Here is a 16,732-nt window from a genome sequence, read left to right as displayed (position 1 = left end):
ATAAACTGTTTCGCCCCTCTTAACGAAGCTACAGGTGCAAGCCAAGTCCCAAGCCTGCTGCTCAATGAATGAGCAGCGCCAACATGCGAATGAAAGAAGGCGATAAAATCATAAAAAAGTCTTAGTCTAAGCTGTGCAATTAACTATTCTCCCCCTACAAAACACCAATGGGTAGGTGGTTGTCTTTTTGTTTCCGTGAACGACAACCCTTGGTGATGACCGATAGGGGCCTCTAAATGCGTATCTTTCCGATTATTGCGGCTGTTGTACTGGCTGCGTTTTTATACATGGCGATTCTGGAACGCCCTACCCTCATGGGGTTCTTTGGCGCCGGGGATGCCGTAGCCGCACAGCCTGCCGAAGGCGGACCGCCCCCGAACGCGGAAAAAACGCTTGCCGAAAAGCGTGTGAAAGTAGTTGTAGAGGCGCTCACGGCGCAAAATATTGACAGTGCTGTCTTGTTACGCGGTCAAACTGCCGCTGCACGTCAGGTCGATGTGCGCTCGGAAACCTCCGCTACCGTGATATCCGCCCCGCTGCGCAAAGGGTCCCGTATCGAAGCAGGACAGATCATGTGCAAGTTGGACGAAGGCACACGCAGCGCGGCGCTTGCCCAAGCGCTTGCACAAGCATCTGAAGCACAGTCGCGTGTTCCTGAAGCAGAGGCGCGTGTACAAGAGGCCCAAGCCCTGCTGGAAGAAGCCAAGATCAATCAAAACGCCTCATCCCGCCTGAGCGAAGGCGGCTTTGCCTCTACCACACGGGTGGCCAGTTCAGATGCCGCGGTTGCTTCGGCTCGAGCCGCAGTAAGCAGCGCAGAATCCGGCTTGCGTGCCGCCCTTTCGGGGATTGAGACAGCACAAGCCGCTATTGCGGTTGCACAAACTGAAATGAACCGCTTGGAGATCAAAGCGCCCTTCAGCGGATTGCTGGAAAGCGACACCGCCGAACTTGGGTCTTTGTTGCAGGCTGGCGCGCTATGCGGCACGGTTATTCAACTCAACCCCATCAAACTGATCGGCTATGTCCCAGAAACAAGCGTAAGCCATGTTCAGGTTGGTGCCATGGCTGGAGCACGGCTGACCGCAGGGGGCGGCGATGTGCAAGGGCGGGTCACGTTCCTGTCGCGGTCTGCTGATCCTTTGACGCGGACATTCCTGACCGAAATCGAAGTACCAAACCCCGATCTGGCGATCCGTGATGGCCAAACCGCAGAAATTCTCATCGCCTCCGATGGTGCCAAAGCCCATCTGGTACCGCAAAGCGCCCTGACCCTTGATGATGAAGGTGCTCTGGGCCTGCGGCTGGTGGATGCTGACAATATTGTCAAATTCAACGCAGTGGAAATTGTCCGCGATACGCCTGAAGGTGTCTGGGTCACGGGCCTGCCACAACAAGCCACCGTTATCGTTGTTGGCCAGGAATATGTCGTAGAAGGTGTGCAGGTCATCCCGACCCTGCGGGAGACATCCCGATGACCGGAATGGTCGATTGGGCCGCCTCACGCGCCCGCATGGTTTTGGCATTTATCCTGCTCAGCCTTGTCGTCGGCGGTTATGCCTACACGACCCTGCCCAAAGAGGGCGAGCCGGACATTGAAATCCCTGCGCTGTTTGTCTCGGTCCCCTTCCCCGGCATTTCGGCGGCAGATTCGGAAACTCTGCTTCTCAAGCCCATGGAAACCGAGCTGAGCGATCTGGACGGTCTCAAGAAAATGACAGGCACGGCGGCGGAGAATTACGCTGGTCTTGTGCTGGAGTTCGAATTCGGCTGGGACAAGACCTCGATCATTGCGGATGTGCGCGATGCCATGGGCACCGCCGAGGCGCAATTCCCGTCTGGATCAGAAACCTATACGATCAACGAAATCAACTTTTCGGAATTCCCGATCATCATCATCAACATGACAGGCCCCGTGCCGGAACGCACGATGGCGCGCTATGCCAAGCAACTGCAAGATGCCTTGGAAGGCATGGACGCGGTGCTGGAAGCAGGCATCGCAGGCAGCCGTGACGAGATGCTGGAGGTGCTGATTGATCCGCTCAAGCTGGAAAGTTATGACATCACAGCGAATGAGCTGATCCAGACCGTTCAAAACAACAACCAGTTGATTGCGGCGGGCGAAGTTGAAACGCAAAACGGCACGTTTTCGGTCAAAATCCCGTCCAACTATAACGAACCACGCGATATTTATAACCTGCCTGTCAAAACCAATGGCGACCGCGTTGTCACGTTGGGGGATCTGGCTCAGATTCAACTGACATTCGAAGACCGTCTGGGAACTGCACGGTTTGATGGTCAATCCTCGATGGCGCTGCAAGTGGTGAAGCGCAAAGGGTTTAACCTGATCGACACCGCCACTGCCGTGAAAGAACTGGTCGCACAGACCAGCGCGCAATGGCCCGATGAATTGAAGGCCGCAGTAGAAGTCGGCAGTTCAAATGATCAAAGCCGCGTTGTCGACAGCATGGTTCAACAGCTTCTTGGATCGGTGTTTACGGCCATCGCTTTGGTGATGATTGTTGTACTGGCCGCGCTGGGTATCCGTGCTGCGCTGCTGGTGGGGTTTGCGATTCCTACATCATTTCTACTGTGTTTTGCCTTTTTGGCGCTCATGGGCATCTCTATTTCCAACATCGTGATGTTCGGCCTTATTCTGGCTGTCGGCATGTTGGTGGATAGTGCGATTGTTGTGGTGGAATACGCCGATCAACAACAGCAACAAGGCAAAGGCCCGATGGAAGCCTATGTAGAGGCGGCCAAACGCATGTTTTGGCCGGTGATTTCCTCTACCGCAACCACGCTGTGCGCGTTCCTGCCGATGCTATTCTGGCCGGGTGTCCCGGGTGAGTTTATGGGCATGTTGCCCGTGACGCTGATCTTTGTTCTATCGGCCTCGCTGATTGTGGCGCTGGTTTACCTGCCTGTTCTGGGCGGTGTGACAGGTCGTTTGGAACGCTGGATGGCCAGCAACATGGAGCGGATTGCAGGCCTGCCGTGGTATCTGCACCTTGCACTATTCCCCATCGCCTTTGTGATGATTTTTCCAGCGATGGCGCTTCTTGCCCCTGCCAGCCCAACCCAAGCAGGGCTTCTTTTTCAATGGATGGGCGGTCAATTCGGCGCGATGGACGGGTTTGACCTGCTCACCTCCGTCATCCCGACCTTCGCCAAAGTCTTTGCACTGGTCTTGCTTGGCGCGTTTGTCTTGGCAGTTGGCTTGAGCGGTCTCATGCTGTTCTTGCTCGCAATCTTTGCGGTCCTGACACGTATGGGCCAAGGTGGTCGCTGGCTGGCGTCCAAACTCTTCCGCAAGCCACCTGATCGCATTTATTCAGGCTACACACGTTCCGCTTTCGGACGGTTCATCGCCTTTATCGCTGGTAATCCGGTGATGCCGCTGGTGTCTTGCGGGTTGGTGTTTGTTTTTGTGGGCAGCACCCTGATCTATTTTTCCAACAACTCAAAGGGTGTTGAGTTTTTTGTAGAATCAGAACCAGAGCAAGCGATTGTCTATGTGCTGGCGCGGGGCAACCTGTCTTTGAATGAAAAAGACGATCTGCTGCGTCAGGCAGAAAATATTGTTCTGGATCACCCCGGTATTGCCACCGCCTTTGCCTTTGCGGGTCAAGGCGGGCTGAACAGCAATACAGGCGGGTCACAAGCCCCTAAAGACCTGATCGGACAAATCCAGTTTGAGACCATTCCGTGGGAGGACCGCGCCTTACAGCCCGAACTGGATGGCGACATTGTCATCGCAGAGCTGACAGAAGACCTCTCCAATATTCCCGGTGTGAAGATCGAAGTGCTATCGCTGGATATGGGCCCTGCTTCGGGCAAGGCCGTACATCTGCGGTTCAAAGGGGACAGTTTCGAAGACCTTGTTGCGGCAACAGGCATGACCCGCGATTACTTTGACACCGTTCCCGGCCTGACCCTGATCGAAGACACACGCCCCCTGCCCGGTATCGATTGGCAGATCAACGTGGATGTGGAAAAGGCTGGCCGCTACGGCGCGGATGTGGTCAGTGTCGGTGCAATGGTGCAATTGGTCACACGCGGGCTGTTGCTGGATACCATGCGCGTAGAGTCGTCGGATGAGGAAATCGAAATCCGCGTGCGCCTCCCCGAAAAGGACCGCCTGCTGTCCACCCTCGACACGCTGAAGGTGCGGACCCCTGATGGGTTGGTGCCCTTGTCCAATTTCATCACCCGTACCCCTGTTCCCAAACTGGCCGAAATCAGCAGGATTGATCAAAAGCGCTATATGGATGTGAAAGCAGACGTGACCGAAGGCTTGCTCAAAATCGTGCGCCCCAGCAGCACAGGCGATGTGACGCTTGCCACCCTGCGCCCTGCTGGGCGGGATGCCGATTTTGTCACATCCGAGGGCGACAGCTATAAGATCACCGATCGCACCACAGCAGGTCAGGATACCGAACTGCAAATCGACTATGGCGCGCAAAAGCTGCGATTGGTTCCTGTTAACGGAAATGAGCGGATTACAGAAATATCCAAATGGCTCAAAACCGCCGACCTGCCCGATGGCATCACCTATGAATGGACAGGCGATCAGGAAGAACAAGAAGAGAGCCAAGCCTTCCTCAGCTCGGCCTTCACCGCCGCTTTGGGGTTGATGTTCATCATCCTGCTGGCGCAGTTCAACTCGCTCTATAACTCTATTCTGGTGCTTGTGGCGGTGGTCCTGTCGACCACTGGCGTATTGATCGGGATGCTGGTGATGGATCAAACCTTTAGCATTATCATGACAGGCACGGGCATTGTCGCGCTGGCGGGGATTGTGGTGAACAACAACATCATCCTGATCGACACCTATCAGGAGTTCAGCCAATATATGCCAAGGATCGAGGCGATCATCCGCACCGCACAGGCGCGTATCCGTCCCGTTTTGTTAACGACAATCACCACAATGGCAGGGTTGGCCCCGATGATGTTCGGCCTCAGCCTCGACTTTGCCGAGGGCGGCTATACCATGAACAGCCCGACATCCTTGTGGTGGAAGCAGCTGGCAACAGCAGTGGTCTTTGGCCTTGGGGTGGCAACCGTCCTGACGCTGGTGGTCACACCATCCTTGCTGGCGATCCGCGTTTGGGCCGCCACCTATGCGGAATGGATCGCCCGCCTGCTGGCGCGGATGTCCATGGGGCGTGCCAGCCGCGCCGCGCGCGATTGGTCACTACAACGCCAAACCAGCAACAGAAAGCAACAAGAGCTGATCTGGAGCGATGAAAACCTTGAAGCAGCCAGCGTTAAACCAGCAGAATGATGCCAACTCACAGTGAAGTGACACAGCGCCCCTCGCCTAACAGGCGGGGGGCGTTATTGTATTCGTTACATATTTCCCAACTCAAAGGACCACGCCCATGCGCCGCCTGCCCCAATTTGCCACTGCCCTAATACTTGGCACTGCCGCAATGACGACAACCGCCTTTGCCGAAAGGGTCACCAAAACCAGCCCCTATTCCGTTGCCGTAACGATGGATCGTCTGCAAGCGGCTGTTGAAGGTGCGGGTGCCACCGTGTTTGCGCGTGTGGATCACGCCGCAGGAGCCAAAAGTGTTGATATGGAACTGCGCCCGACCGAGTTGCTGATCTTTGGCAACCCAAAGCTGGGCACACCTGCGATTGCGCAAAACCAAACCGTTGGCCTTGATCTGCCGTTGCGCGTGCTGGCCTATGCGGATGGGGAAGGCGTTGTGCATGTAACCTATCACACCCCTGATACGCTGGCTGCGGACCACGACCTGCCCACTGATGCGCCCTATCTGCCAATGATGACAGGCGCGCTAGACAAGCTGACAGCCAAAGCCGTCGCCGCAGAGTAACCAAAGCTTAGCGCCCCTCCCTAGCAGAGGGGCGCTAGGGTCTCTCTATTCTTCGGTCTGCTGACGATGCCACAGCTGCGCATAACGCCCGCCTTGCGCCAACAGTGCATCATGGGTGCCCTGTTCAACCACCTCGCCCTTTTCCAACACAACAATAGTGTCAGCTTCGGCAATTGTGCTGAGACGGTGCGCAATGGTCAAAACCGTGCGCCCTTTGCCTGCTTGGCGCAGCGCATCTTGGATTTCGCGTTCTGTCTCGCTATCCAATGCGCTTGTCGCTTCATCCAGCAACAAGATCGGCGGGTTCTTTAGCAAGGTCCGCGCAATCCCCACGCGCTGCTTTTCACCACCAGACAGCTTCAAGCCCCGCTCGCCCACAGATGTGTCATAACCCTCTGGAAGCGCCGCGATGAAATCATGGATTTGCGCGGCTTTTGCGGCGGCCTCCACCTCGGCTTGGGTGGCGCCGTCACGGCCATAGGCGATGTTGTACCCGATGGTATCGTTGAACAGCACTGTGTCTTGCGGGACCACACCAATCTGGCGATGCAGCGAATTCTGGGTGATGTCACGCACATCTTGCCCGTCAATGCTCAGGCTGCCGCTCTGCACGTCATAGAAACGGAACAGCAGCCGCCCAATGGTGGATTTCCCAGATCCCGTGGAACCGACGATCGCCACCATTTGCCCCGGCTCTGCGGTCAGGCTCACGCCTTTCAGGATTTCACGGTCAGGGTTATAGCCAAAGCGCACATTATCCAGACGTACCTGCCCGCCTGTCACAACCAGTTCTGGCGCGTCGGGCTTATCGTTGATCTCGGCGGGTTGCTCCAGCAGGTCAAACATCTGGCCCATATCCACCAAGGCCTGACGAATTTCGCGGTACACTGTGCCAAGGAAGTTCAGCGGCACGGTGATCTGGATCATATAGGCGTTGACCATGACAAAATCGCCAACGGTCAGCGTGCCATTTTGCACACCAATCGCCGCCATGATCATCACGCCCACCAAGCCGATGGTGATGATCACGGCCTGACCAAAGTTCAGGAAAGAGAGCGAATAATTCGTCTTGATCGCGGCCACTTCATAGCCCGCCATAGCCGTGTCATAGCGCCCAGCCTCACGTGCTTCGGCGCCAAAATATTTCACTGTCTCATAGTTGAGCAGACTATCGATGGCTTTTTGATTGGCGTCAGTGTCTTGGTCATTCATCTGGCGGCGCAGTTTCACGCGCCATTCGGTCACCGCAAACGTGAACCAGACGTAAAGCGCAATCGTCACCGCCACGACAACTAAATAGAGCGGGTCAAACAGGATCGCGAGGATCACGCCGACCATAATCAGCTCTAGGATCAAAGGGCCGATGCTAAACAGCAAAAACCGCAGCAAGAATTCCACGCCTTTCACGCCGCGCTCGATAATACGGCTTAGTCCGCCCGTCTTGCGGGTGATGTGATAGCGCATTGAGAGGCGGTGAATGTGGTTGAATGTTTCAAGTGCCAGCATCCGCAAGGCGCGCTGTGCCACCCGCGTAAAGATCGCATCACGCAATTGCTGGAACCCCACCCCCATCAGACGCGCCATGCCATAAGCAATGGTCAGGCTGATTGCGCCCAGTGCGAACATTGGCATGCCTTCGCCCGCCAGTGCATCCACAGCATCGCGGTAGAAAAACGGCGTGGCCACTGTCACCAGTTTTGACACCACAAGGGCAATCATCGCCCAAACTACACGTTTGCGTACCCACGGCATATCCTCGGGCCACAGATAGGGCGCAACCTTGCGCAAGACGCGCATGGACGATTGGCGCTCTTGCTCGGCCGCGATTTCTTCTTCGGTGGTGGCCTGTTTGGTAATGGGCGTTTGTTTGGTGGGTGTGGCGTTCGGGTCAGCAGACATTGTATTTCCTATGTAGTCATTTCCCTACATAGGGCGCATGAGGGCCAAGGACCATATCAGTTGGGCAAATCAAATACCTGACCGGGGTAAATCAGATCGGGATCGCGGATCGAACCTGTGTTGGCCTCAAACACCCGCACGTACAACGTGCCATCGCCATAGCGTTCACGGGCAATGGCCCAAAGAGTGGAACCTGTTTGCACTGTGATGGATTTAACCGGCCCGTCGTCGCTGGCAGCGGCAGCCTGTGCCAATGCGGTCACGGATTCGCGTTTAAATGGCGTCTCAACACGGCTGCTCACTGCGCCTTGCGCGTCGATCTCATCCACACGCAGGGTATAAACACCCTCATCCACATCGGGCAAATCACCGCGCCAACGGCCATCTGTGGCGATAGGTAAGCTGATCACGGGTTTACTATCCAAATAGATACGCACCATGCTGGTGTTGCTTTGGGCGCGGCCTGTCAATTGCACATCCCCCAGTTCGGAATAGCCGATGGTATCCAGCGCAACCGAGGTCATCGCCTGCGGTTTGGGGGCGTTCAACAGGCTGACCCCGTCAGCATCAGATTTCAAAACGGCAACGCTGGTGGGTTCTTGTGGCTGCGTAACCGCGAGGTTTGCCGTTTCGATGTTGCTTTGCTCTACCTCACTCTGAGCAGCTTCGCCCTGCTCGGGCGTGGCTTGTTGGATTGGCACTTCTGCCTGTTCTGCCTGCACGGGGGGCGATACCGCTGCTTTCGTTGAGGGCGCAAGGATGATCTCATCAACCGAGGCAAAATCCGTTTGCGCATTGCGTGAGGACAGGCTGACGACTTGGGCCGCAGCGGCAGGCGGCAACATGGCGATAGCGGCAAATCCGCCAGAGGCATCTGCCTTCACGGTTGCCACCTCTTCATCGTCCAGCAAGATTTTAACCTCGCTCAAAGGTGCCGCGCGGCCTGCGATGATGGTCGTGCCATCAGGTTCACGCCGTAATTCATCAAAACTAGGTGCTTGTACGGCAGGTTCTTGTGCGACAGTTTCTTGAACATCAGTCGTTGCGGATTGGGCGCCTTGGCTAGCAGAAGCATCATCAGGCACAGATACGGCGATCCCTTCGCTGGTCACATCCCCGCGTCCGAACGCCAGATAAGCCCCCAGCGCAAGCAGGACCATCGTCGCGCCGCCAGCAATCACTGCCCCCGTGTTGCTGCCCAGTCCTGATGAAAATTTGCTCATTCCCGCGCATCCTTATCCGCTCCGCGCCAAACGCGCGTTGAGCCTTTGTAACGAAGAGGTTATCACGGGTCAAAAGCCCAATCTACGCGTGTAAATTTTTCCCCGAAGTGATGCAGGAGTTCCCCTATGCCTATAAAATCCCTTTCCAAATCTGTCTGTGTCTTCTGCGGCTCACGACCCGGCGTTGACCATGCGTATACGGCAGATGCCGAAGCTCTGGGCACAGGGATTGCCGCACATGGCTGGCGGCTGGTTTACGGCGCAGGCGATGTCGGACTGATGGGCAGCGTCGCACGGGCCACGCAAAAGGCTGGCGGCGATACATTTGGCGTCATCCCCGCGCATCTGGTTGCATGGGAAGTCGGCAAGACAGACTTGAACCGCTATATCGTGACCGAAACCATGCATGAGCGCAAAAAAGTCATGTTCATGAACTGCGATGCAGTTGTTGTTTTGCCCGGTGGTGCCGGTTCACTCGATGAATTGTTCGAAGTCCTGACTTGGCGTCAGTTGGGCCTGCATGAAAAGCCCGTTTATATCGTGAATACAAATGGATATTGGGACCCACTCAAAGAGCTGATGAACCATGTCACAAGCCAAGGCTTTGCCGATGCGAGCTTGTTGGATTTCCTCACTTGGGTGCCTGATGCGGATGCCTGCCTTGAAGCGCTGAACAGCCATTTTCCGAAGGCCGGTTAATTCAAAAAGACCCTCCCGCAAATGTGCGGGAGGGTCTGATATACCACGACGTTTAAGACTGTGTTCAGGATTGAGCCAGTTCTGCCTTCACCATCTTCTCAATCTCATCAAGGGGATGGTTTGTCAGCGTTTTAGGAATTTCACCAATCACCTTATCCGACACCTCCTTGTGAAGCTGGCTGCGCAACTCCCCTAACGTGTTTGGGTCTGCGACGATCACAATGCGCTCGAACTCACCTTTGTGTGCACGCTTGTACAGCATGTCTGCCAGATCAGCGGCAAACCTCTCTTTGGCAAGCTCATGCCAGTCCGTGTCATCCATGGCGCTTTTATGCCCCGATGAGCCATCGCTTTTGCGCCCCCGCTCGTTTGCGGCTTGGTCACGGGTTGGCGGATTGTCCTGCGTCTCTTTCTTTACCACCGTGAGATACGGATCCGTGCCATCTGTCTCGTTTTTCAAAAACAATGCTTTTTCACTATCTGTAACAAGCACCCATGTTCCCTTGGTCAATCTGGTCATCATGTTTCCTAGTAAAGAAACGCGCCGCGATGGAGGGAAGTTCCAACGCAAAAGCCCCGCAGCGGAAAACTGCGGGGCTTTGATAGATATGGCGTTAGACGCCCTTAGATCACATGCGGGATGCGACGTTTTCCCAGTTAACCAGATTGTTCAGGAAGTTTGACAGATAGTCAGGGCGCGCATTGCGGAAATCGATGTAATAGGAGTGCTCCCATACATCGCAACCCAACAGTGCGGTCTGACCAAAGCAAACGGGGTTCACGCCGTTTTCGGTTTTTGTCACTTTCAGGCTACCGTCAGTGTCTTTTACCAACCATGCCCAGCCGGAGCCGAATTGGCCTGCGCCTGCTGCTTTGAAATCGTCTTTGAATTTATCAACGGAACCAAAGCTCTCGATCAGCGCTTTTTCCAACTCACCGGGCATGACGGATGCGCCAGGGCCCATCATTTCCCAGAACTGGTTGTGGTTCCACAGTTGGGAGATGTTGTTAAAGATACCATTTTGCGCAACGGCTGTCGCGTCATAGGTGCCCTTGATGATCTCTTCGAGGGATTTGCCAGCCCACTCTGTGCCTTCAATCGCTTTGTTACCATTCACAACATAAGCATTGTGGTGCTTGTCGTGGTGGAATTCCAGCGTCTCTGCGCTCATGCCTTTGGCGGCCAAAGCGTCGTGTGCATACGGAAGATCAGGAAGTTCAAAAGCCATGGGGATACCCTTTTTGTTGCATCATTTGGTTGCCATATACCTGTTACGACCACGGCCTGCCGTCAAGGGTACAATACAAAAACCGTCGGATTTCCGCACATCAGGCGTTAAATTTCATATCCCTGAGGTGACGCTTTGATCGCATCAAAATGTCGTTCCATCATCCTACTTATGCGCTCTGGAAAGCACGGCGGCAGCTCCTCTAACCGATGAATACCAAATTCATCCTTCATGGGAGCGAGGTCTTGAATCTCACCGACGCGGAGCAGCAAGACAATACCTGACGCAGGTTTGGGCGCACCTTGGAAACGGTGCGCAGTTTTCAGCCCAACCCAATCGTCACTGTAATAGTCAACTTTACGCAGGCAGGTTGCCCCTAAAACATTGTTAAAAGTCACATTTGTATAATAAATGACCAGCTTGCCGCCCGCTTCATAGTAGCGTCCCAACAGCTCATTATAAACCGAGGTACCATCCGTGCGGGTAACTTGCGCATAACGGCGATACGACCCACCGATCTCCCTTTCGCACAGCTCTACACCTGCAATCAGAACCTGTTCCTTGCTTTCGGGCAGAGCAGCCACTTCCAAATATCCGCCTGCCTTCATGTAACGGGGTAGATGATCCACATGCCGTTCAAATAGTGTGTCCAGACGGGTGTCCTCTCCCGTTTCCATGAAGACCTTTTCGCCAACCAATTCACTGACACTTACGTTCAGGGCTTCTGCGATCCTGCACGCCACCCCAATGGAGGGCATGTTGCTACCATTCATGTATTTATTAAACTGCTGCCTGTTCACGCCCGCCCTGCGGCAGACTTCCGAAATTGAACTGCGCTGTTCTACCAAAGCAACAAGTGTGGAACGAAACCGCTCGGCGATCTCTCTCGGAGACAGTGCTTTTTCAGCCATAAAAACCCACACATCCTGTTAATCGGATGCAACCTTATAAACAAAATCAAAGTGAACCAACCATCCACGCGTTGGAGCAATTATTAAATCAATACGTACGAAAATACGAGAAATTTCGCTAAATCGCGCCGCTTGACGCAAATATGCGTCGCACGCAAACCAACCTGCGAATGGAGTGGTTGGCAAAAACCGTGTTTATACCACCAATGTCAGCAAGTTCTAAAGATACCCCCAACCAACCGAAGCAGGAGGCAAAACATGAAAACCACTATAAATACACCGCCCCATTACACATGTATGCCCGAAAGTGAATTTCGTGGGGCGATCAGTGTGTTAGAAAGCACAGTTTATGATCTTGCCGTCACCCTCGATATTGAAAGCACCACACAGTTACTCAACTGTATTGTCTACATCCAAGACAAGGTCAAAGAAGGCTACCGATTGCAAGATCGCCGAAAGCCAATTCTGCCTACCAAGATGGCGTCATGACCTGCTTCCAAAAATGGGATAACAGGAACGCACGCCTTGCCCGTAAACATCACCGTATCACAACACGCGGATAGCCCCTAACCTGCCCCTGTTTCAGCGTTGAAAAACGCCAACCTCAGAACCGGATTGCGCAGCAATGCTGAGCACATCAAAAACATATTGCGCCACCGAACGGAAGCAAACCACGTGGAACACATCCTCCTTGTGCAGCCAGAAAGCAGCGGGGACTTGGGCAATGCGCGTACGGCGGAACATGCCCGTCGTGAAGGCAGCAGGCGACAGATCGACTGGCGCGAGCTTGGCCAATACCCCACGCGCATGGGGACCCCGAATTTCAAACATGGCACGCGCGTCCGAGACATTGACCGCAAGCGCATGGTATTTAGCCAGCTTCTCTTGCAGATCAGCCAGCTTGGCGTGCGCGTCTTCATAGGCGCATAGGATCAACAACTCATCAGGTGACATCCACGCCATACCGCCCTGCCCTTGGGTCTGGCATTGGCGCGGGTCAGGCAGGTTCACACCCGCCGCAGCCACAGCCGCCTTTTGCAGTGGCTTGGCAGATAAATCACCGCGCAAGGTGATCATACCCACCGCACCCATCTCACGTATCTGCGCAATTCCAGTTTCAAAACTGGCGTTTTTCAAAGCGGATATGGCCTCAGACATTTTGCTTCTCCCCTTCTTTATCGTAAAACACCGGATCTACGATCCGCGCATTGTAGGTTTTGCCATCCGTTCCCGGGAACTCCAGCACCTCGCCCATACGCTCAGGCCCATGCAAGACCAGCCCCATGGCGATGCCTTTGCCCAGTGTCGGCGAATGATAGCTGGAAGTGACCCGCCCAATCATGTTGCGCTGGCCGTTGGCGTTATTCCCCTCACCCACAGCATAGGCGCCATCGGGCAACACGCTGCCGTCGGTTGTTTCCAGCCCGACCAGCTTCCAACGGTTTGGATCGGCCATATGACTGCGCAGATGGGCACGTTTTCCCAGATAGTCATCTTTCTTTTTGGACAGCGCCCAGTGCAGGTTTAAATCCTGCGGGATGACAGTGCCGTCGGTCTCGTCGCCGATCATGATAAAGCCCTTTTCGGCGCGCAGAATATGCAGACATTCGGTGCCATAAGGCATCACCCCCAATTCGACACCAACCACCATCAGCGCATCCCAAAAGGCCTGACCTTGCCCCGCATCGACGGCGATCTCATAAGACAATTCACCAGAGAAAGAGATGCGATAGACGCGGACCTTGAAGCCGCCGATCTCACCGTCAGCCCATTCCATAAAGCCAAGCGCCTCTTTGCTGACATCCATGCCGCCCAAACGCTCTAGTGCGGTGCGCGCATTGGGGCCGACCACAGCGATCTGGGTATATTGTTCGGTCACGTTGGCGACAAACACCTTCATGTCCCACCACTCGGTTTGCAGCCATTCTTCCATGTGAGCATGGATGCTTTCAGCCCCGCCCGTGGTAGTGTGGCACAGCCACGTGTCCTCATCGATGCGGGCAACAACACCGTCGTCGATCAAAAAGCCGTTGTCATTGCACATCAACCCATAGCGGCATTTGCCGATCTTCAGCGTGCTCATCATATTGGTATACAGCAGGTCAAGGAATTTGCCTGCATCAGGCCCTTTGACGATCAGCTTGCCCAGCGTCGAAGCATCCAGCAGCCCCAGCTTTTCGCGGGTGTTGGTGACTTCGCGCATCACTGCATCATGGGTGCTTTCGCCTCCGCGCACATAGGCATAGGGGCGTCGCCATTGGCCTACCGGTTCCCACTTGGCGCCATTGGCTTCATGCCATTCATGCAGTGCAGTCCGGCGCAGCGGCTGGAACGCAGCATCACGTGCCTCGCCGGCAATCGCACCCATTGAAATCGGGTGATACGGTGGGCGGAAGGTCGTTGTTCCGACTGATGGAATCTCCTCACCCAACGCATTAGCTAAGGTTGCAAGTCCGTTGATATTACTTAACTTACCCTGATCAGTGGCCATGCCCAAAGTGGTGTACCTCTTGGCATGTTCAACCGAGACAAATCCTTCTTGTGCGGCCAACCTCACGTCGGAAACCTTCACATCATTTTGATAATCCAGCCACGCTTTTTCACGCAACTTTACGCTTGCGCCCTGCGGCATCAGCCAGACAGGCGCCATCGGTGCTTCTTCACGCCGCTCGCCTTGTGACGCCGTAGCATCGCGGGGCAGTTTTTTGCCCAGACAACGCAGAGTGCCGTCAGCAGCAGCAAAAGCCTCATTCAGCAGATCATCCAGCGCGAACACGCCAGAGGCCGCGCCTGCGGTGGAAACAAACTGCATCCCATCCGCCCCCAAAGGCGCTCGGTCTGGATCAGGGCTAAAGCAAGCGTTGAGCGTGTCCCACTTGAGCTTGCCCCCGCAATGGGACCACAGGTGCACCACAGGCGACCAACCGCCCGACATCGCCACCGCATCGCAGCTGATTTCCTCCAGCACCGCACCTTCGCCCGCTTGCGAGCACACAGCGACCCCTGTCACCCGCTTGCCGCCCAGAACCGAGGAGACAGCGTGGCCCATCAACACACGGATACCCAAAGCTTTGGCCTGCGCCATCACTTCACTGTCTTGAGGCAGCACACGGGCATCCAGAATAGCAGGAACATCCAGCCCTGCATGCTTAAGCGCAATCGCCGTCAGATAGGCGTCATCGTTGTTGGTGACCACCACAGTGCGGTCTCCGACCGAAACGCCAAAATTCACAACATAGTCGCGCACGGCAGCGGCAAGCATGACACCGGGGATGTCATTTCCCGCAAAGCTCAAAGGGCGCTCAATCGCGCCAGTCGCAGTAATTACATGGCCAGCGCGGATACGCCACAGACGGTGACGCGGGCCAGATTTAGATGAGGTATGATCCGTAAGCTGCTCATACCCCAGAACATAACCGTGATCATAGACGCCAGACCCCATGGTGCGGGTACGCAGAGTCACATTCTCCATCGCCGCTAGCTCTGCAATGGTGGCATCAATCCACTCTTGCGCGGACATGTCGTTGATATCCCCCCCATCAACGGGAGTACGTCCGCCCCAATGGGCGGTTTGCTCCAGCACAATCACACGCGCCCCAGACAAAGCCGCTGTGCGCGCCGCCTCAAGCCCCGCAACACCGCCACCGACAACCAGTACGTCGCAAAAGGCGTAGAAGTGTTCATAGGTATCAACATCCCGCGTCTTGGGCGCGCGGCCAAGGCCAGCGGAATGGCGGATGATCGGTTCATACACATGCTTCCACAAAGGACGTGGATGGATGAACATTTTGTAATAAAATCCAGCAGGTAGGAAGCGACTTAAATGTTGATTGATTGCCCCTACATCGAATTCAAGACTGGGCCAGTGGTTCTGGCTCTGGGCCGTCAGCCCCTCAAACAACTCGGTTGTGGTGACGCGGGCGTTGGGTTCAAAACGCCCCTCTTCGCCAAGGTTCACAAGACCGTTTGGTTCCTCAGGACCCGCCGCCACAATGCCACGAGGACGGTGGTATTTAAACGAGCGGCCGACAAGCATCTGGTCATTTGCCAGTAAGGCAGACGCAAGCGTGTCGCCCTCATACCCGTCCATATGTTTACCGTTAAAACGGAAAGTCACGGTTTTGGATGTGTTGACCAGACGGCCACCTGTTGCGAGACGTGTGCTCATAATGTGGGCTCCATCGCAGGGTGTGAGAACGAGAAAGATTTAACGGCGAAATAAGCAATCAACATCACGCGCGGTCCCGCCATCCAGGGCGTTTTGCGTCAATTTCAGCCAATAGGTCTTCTGGCGGCGCAAGTGTTTGCGCACTGTAGGTGCCAAACACTTCGAGAGTGGCTGTATCACGTGCCATATGAAACCACTTGCCGCACCCATTCTGGTGCCGCCAGCGTTCAAAATGTACCCCTTTGGGGTTTTTACGCATGAAAAGATACGTTTCCATCTGCTCATCACTTGCGTCCATCGCATGGCGGGTGATGTGCGCTTCGCCATGGGCGTGGAATTCGGTTTCTTCTGCGGTGACACCACAGCAAGGGCAGGATACGATCAGCATGGGCGGACTCCGGTAGAAAGAAACGCAAAAGGGCCACCGTTGAATGCAACGGCGGCCTTTAGGCGAAATATTTGGGCTAATTTACTCTGAAACAGCGCCTTCAATCGCCTGCGCGGCATCGTCAGCAACCTCGCCACCACCTTCGATTGAAATATTGACGTCATTTGCACCTGCGTCGGGGTCTGTAAATTCACCAGCAAAGATGAAGTAAACGATGCCTGCGACCACAACAAGGAGGACTCCAACGATGATCCCCATACCCGCACCGCCGCCGCTGGTGTTGGTTGTATGCGTTGTGTGTTCGCGTTCTTTGATAGTTTCTGGGCGCTCTTCCATGATGTCATACCTTGTTCAATGTCTGTTAAAGAT

14 protein-coding genes are annotated in these 16,732 nt (G+C 55.0%); 5 read left to right on the top strand and 9 right to left on the bottom strand.

Going from position 1 to position 16,732, the window contains the following annotated elements; all coding sequences use genetic code 11:
* Positions 1-236 precede the first annotated feature (236 nt).
* The 3 genes from GGR95_RS14730 (at position 237) to GGR95_RS14720 (ending at position 5,846) form a co-directional block, all read left to right on the top strand.
* Complete coding sequence (locus GGR95_RS14730; RefSeq protein ID WP_184567179.1) at positions 237-1,478, top strand: efflux RND transporter periplasmic adaptor subunit; 1,242 nt, start codon at positions 237-239, stop codon at positions 1,476-1,478.
* Positions 1,475-5,287, top strand: a complete 3,813-nt coding sequence (locus GGR95_RS14725; RefSeq protein ID WP_184567177.1) for an efflux RND transporter permease subunit — start codon at positions 1,475-1,477, stop codon at positions 5,285-5,287. The genes GGR95_RS14730 and GGR95_RS14725 overlap by 4 nt, the downstream gene beginning before the upstream one ends.
* 97 nt (positions 5,288-5,384) lie before the next feature.
* Complete coding sequence (locus GGR95_RS14720; protein ID WP_425506409.1) at positions 5,385-5,846, top strand: DUF302 domain-containing protein; 462 nt, start codon at positions 5,385-5,387, stop codon at positions 5,844-5,846.
* Positions 5,847-5,891: 45 nt separating this feature from the next.
* Here the strand turns inward: GGR95_RS14720 and GGR95_RS14715 are convergent, their stop codons facing one another.
* Positions 5,892-7,745: an ABCB family ABC transporter ATP-binding protein/permease gene (locus tag GGR95_RS14715; RefSeq protein WP_184567175.1), complete on the bottom strand. Its 1,854-nt coding sequence runs from the start codon at positions 7,743-7,745 to the stop codon at positions 5,892-5,894.
* A gap of 56 nt (positions 7,746-7,801) precedes the next feature.
* Complete coding sequence (locus GGR95_RS14710) at positions 7,802-8,968, bottom strand: LysM peptidoglycan-binding domain-containing protein (protein ID WP_184567173.1); 1,167 nt, start codon at positions 8,966-8,968, stop codon at positions 7,802-7,804.
* Positions 8,969-9,094: 126 nt separating this feature from the next.
* Between GGR95_RS14710 and GGR95_RS14705 the strand changes: the two genes are divergently transcribed.
* On the top strand, positions 9,095-9,667 hold the full coding sequence (locus tag GGR95_RS14705) for an LOG family protein (protein WP_184567171.1): 573 nt from the start codon (positions 9,095-9,097) through the stop codon (positions 9,665-9,667).
* A 64-nt stretch (positions 9,668-9,731) separates the two neighbouring features.
* Here GGR95_RS14705 and GGR95_RS14700 read toward each other — a convergent pair whose 3' ends face one another.
* The 3 genes from GGR95_RS14700 to GGR95_RS14690 form a co-directional block, all read right to left on the bottom strand.
* Positions 9,732-10,187 (bottom strand): host attachment family protein, encoded by a 456-nt coding sequence (locus tag GGR95_RS14700; protein ID WP_184567169.1) that lies wholly within the window; start codon positions 10,185-10,187, stop codon positions 9,732-9,734.
* Positions 10,188-10,296: 109 nt separating this feature from the next.
* Positions 10,297-10,896 (bottom strand): superoxide dismutase, encoded by a 600-nt coding sequence (locus tag GGR95_RS14695; protein WP_184567167.1) that lies wholly within the window; start codon positions 10,894-10,896, stop codon positions 10,297-10,299.
* A gap of 107 nt (positions 10,897-11,003) precedes the next feature.
* Positions 11,004-11,807 carry a helix-turn-helix domain-containing protein gene (locus GGR95_RS14690; RefSeq protein ID WP_184567165.1) on the bottom strand — a complete coding sequence of 268 codons (804 nt, stop codon included), beginning with the start codon at positions 11,805-11,807 and terminating at the stop codon, positions 11,004-11,006.
* Between the two features lie 258 nt (positions 11,808-12,065).
* On the opposite strand from GGR95_RS14690, the gene GGR95_RS14685 reads away from it, so the two are divergent.
* Positions 12,066-12,296, top strand: a complete 231-nt coding sequence (locus GGR95_RS14685) for a hypothetical protein (RefSeq protein WP_184567163.1) — start codon at positions 12,066-12,068, stop codon at positions 12,294-12,296.
* A gap of 93 nt (positions 12,297-12,389) precedes the next feature.
* Here GGR95_RS14685 and GGR95_RS14680 read toward each other — a convergent pair whose 3' ends face one another.
* The 4 genes from GGR95_RS14680 to GGR95_RS14665 all read right to left on the bottom strand — a co-directional run bounded on the left by GGR95_RS14680 (position 12,390) and on the right by GGR95_RS14665 (position 16,699).
* Entirely contained in the window at positions 12,390-12,965 is a 576-nt protein-coding gene (locus tag GGR95_RS14680; protein ID WP_184567161.1) for a sarcosine oxidase subunit gamma, read from the bottom strand.
* On the bottom strand, positions 12,958-15,975 hold the full coding sequence (locus GGR95_RS14675; RefSeq protein WP_184567159.1) for a sarcosine oxidase subunit alpha family protein: 3,018 nt from the start codon (positions 15,973-15,975) through the stop codon (positions 12,958-12,960). Before GGR95_RS14675 ends, GGR95_RS14680 begins: the two co-directional genes overlap by 8 nt.
* A 64-nt stretch (positions 15,976-16,039) precedes the next feature.
* Entirely contained in the window at positions 16,040-16,363 is a 324-nt protein-coding gene (locus GGR95_RS14670) for a sarcosine oxidase subunit delta (protein ID WP_184567157.1), read from the bottom strand.
* Between the two features lie 81 nt (positions 16,364-16,444).
* Positions 16,445-16,699, bottom strand: a complete 255-nt coding sequence (locus tag GGR95_RS14665; protein ID WP_221384930.1) for a hypothetical protein — start codon at positions 16,697-16,699, stop codon at positions 16,445-16,447.
* Between the last annotated feature and the right edge of the window lie 33 nt (positions 16,700-16,732).

Origin of the sequence: Sulfitobacter undariae (assembly GCF_014196805.1) — a bacterium.
GTDB classification, from domain to species: Bacteria; Pseudomonadota; Alphaproteobacteria; order Rhodobacterales; family Rhodobacteraceae; genus Sulfitobacter; species Sulfitobacter undariae.
Note: the sequence above shows the minus strand (reverse complement) of the source record. Positions and strands in the feature narration are given on the sequence as shown.

Bases quoted from the DNA above. Each gene is read 5' to 3' on its own strand.
- GGR95_RS14730 (WP_184567179.1), top strand. From the start codon at position 237: ATGCGTATCTTTCCGATTATTGCGGCTGTTGTACTGGCTGCGTTTTTA.
- GGR95_RS14725 (WP_184567177.1), top strand. From the start codon at position 1,475: ATGACCGGAATGGTCGATTGGGCCGCCTCACGCGCCCGCATGGTTTTG.
- GGR95_RS14720 (WP_425506409.1), top strand. From the start codon at position 5,385: ATGCGCCGCCTGCCCCAATTTGCCACTGCCCTAATACTTGGCACTGCC.
- GGR95_RS14715 (WP_184567175.1), bottom strand. From the start codon at position 7,745: ATGTCTGCTGACCCGAACGCCACACCCACCAAACAAACGCCCATTACC.
- GGR95_RS14710 (WP_184567173.1), bottom strand. From the start codon at position 8,968: ATGAGCAAATTTTCATCAGGACTGGGCAGCAACACGGGGGCAGTGATT.
- GGR95_RS14705 (WP_184567171.1), top strand. From the start codon at position 9,095: ATGCCTATAAAATCCCTTTCCAAATCTGTCTGTGTCTTCTGCGGCTCA.
- GGR95_RS14700 (WP_184567169.1), bottom strand. From the start codon at position 10,187: ATGACCAGATTGACCAAGGGAACATGGGTGCTTGTTACAGATAGTGAA.
- GGR95_RS14695 (WP_184567167.1), bottom strand. From the start codon at position 10,896: ATGGCTTTTGAACTTCCTGATCTTCCGTATGCACACGACGCTTTGGCC.
- GGR95_RS14690 (WP_184567165.1), bottom strand. From the start codon at position 11,807: ATGGCTGAAAAAGCACTGTCTCCGAGAGAGATCGCCGAGCGGTTTCGT.
- GGR95_RS14685 (WP_184567163.1), top strand. From the start codon at position 12,066: ATGAAAACCACTATAAATACACCGCCCCATTACACATGTATGCCCGAA.
- GGR95_RS14680 (WP_184567161.1), bottom strand. From the start codon at position 12,965: ATGTCTGAGGCCATATCCGCTTTGAAAAACGCCAGTTTTGAAACTGGA.
- GGR95_RS14675 (WP_184567159.1), bottom strand. From the start codon at position 15,975: ATGAGCACACGTCTCGCAACAGGTGGCCGTCTGGTCAACACATCCAAA.
- GGR95_RS14670 (WP_184567157.1), bottom strand. From the start codon at position 16,363: ATGCTGATCGTATCCTGCCCTTGCTGTGGTGTCACCGCAGAAGAAACC.
- GGR95_RS14665 (WP_221384930.1), bottom strand. From the start codon at position 16,699: ATGGAAGAGCGCCCAGAAACTATCAAAGAACGCGAACACACAACGCAT.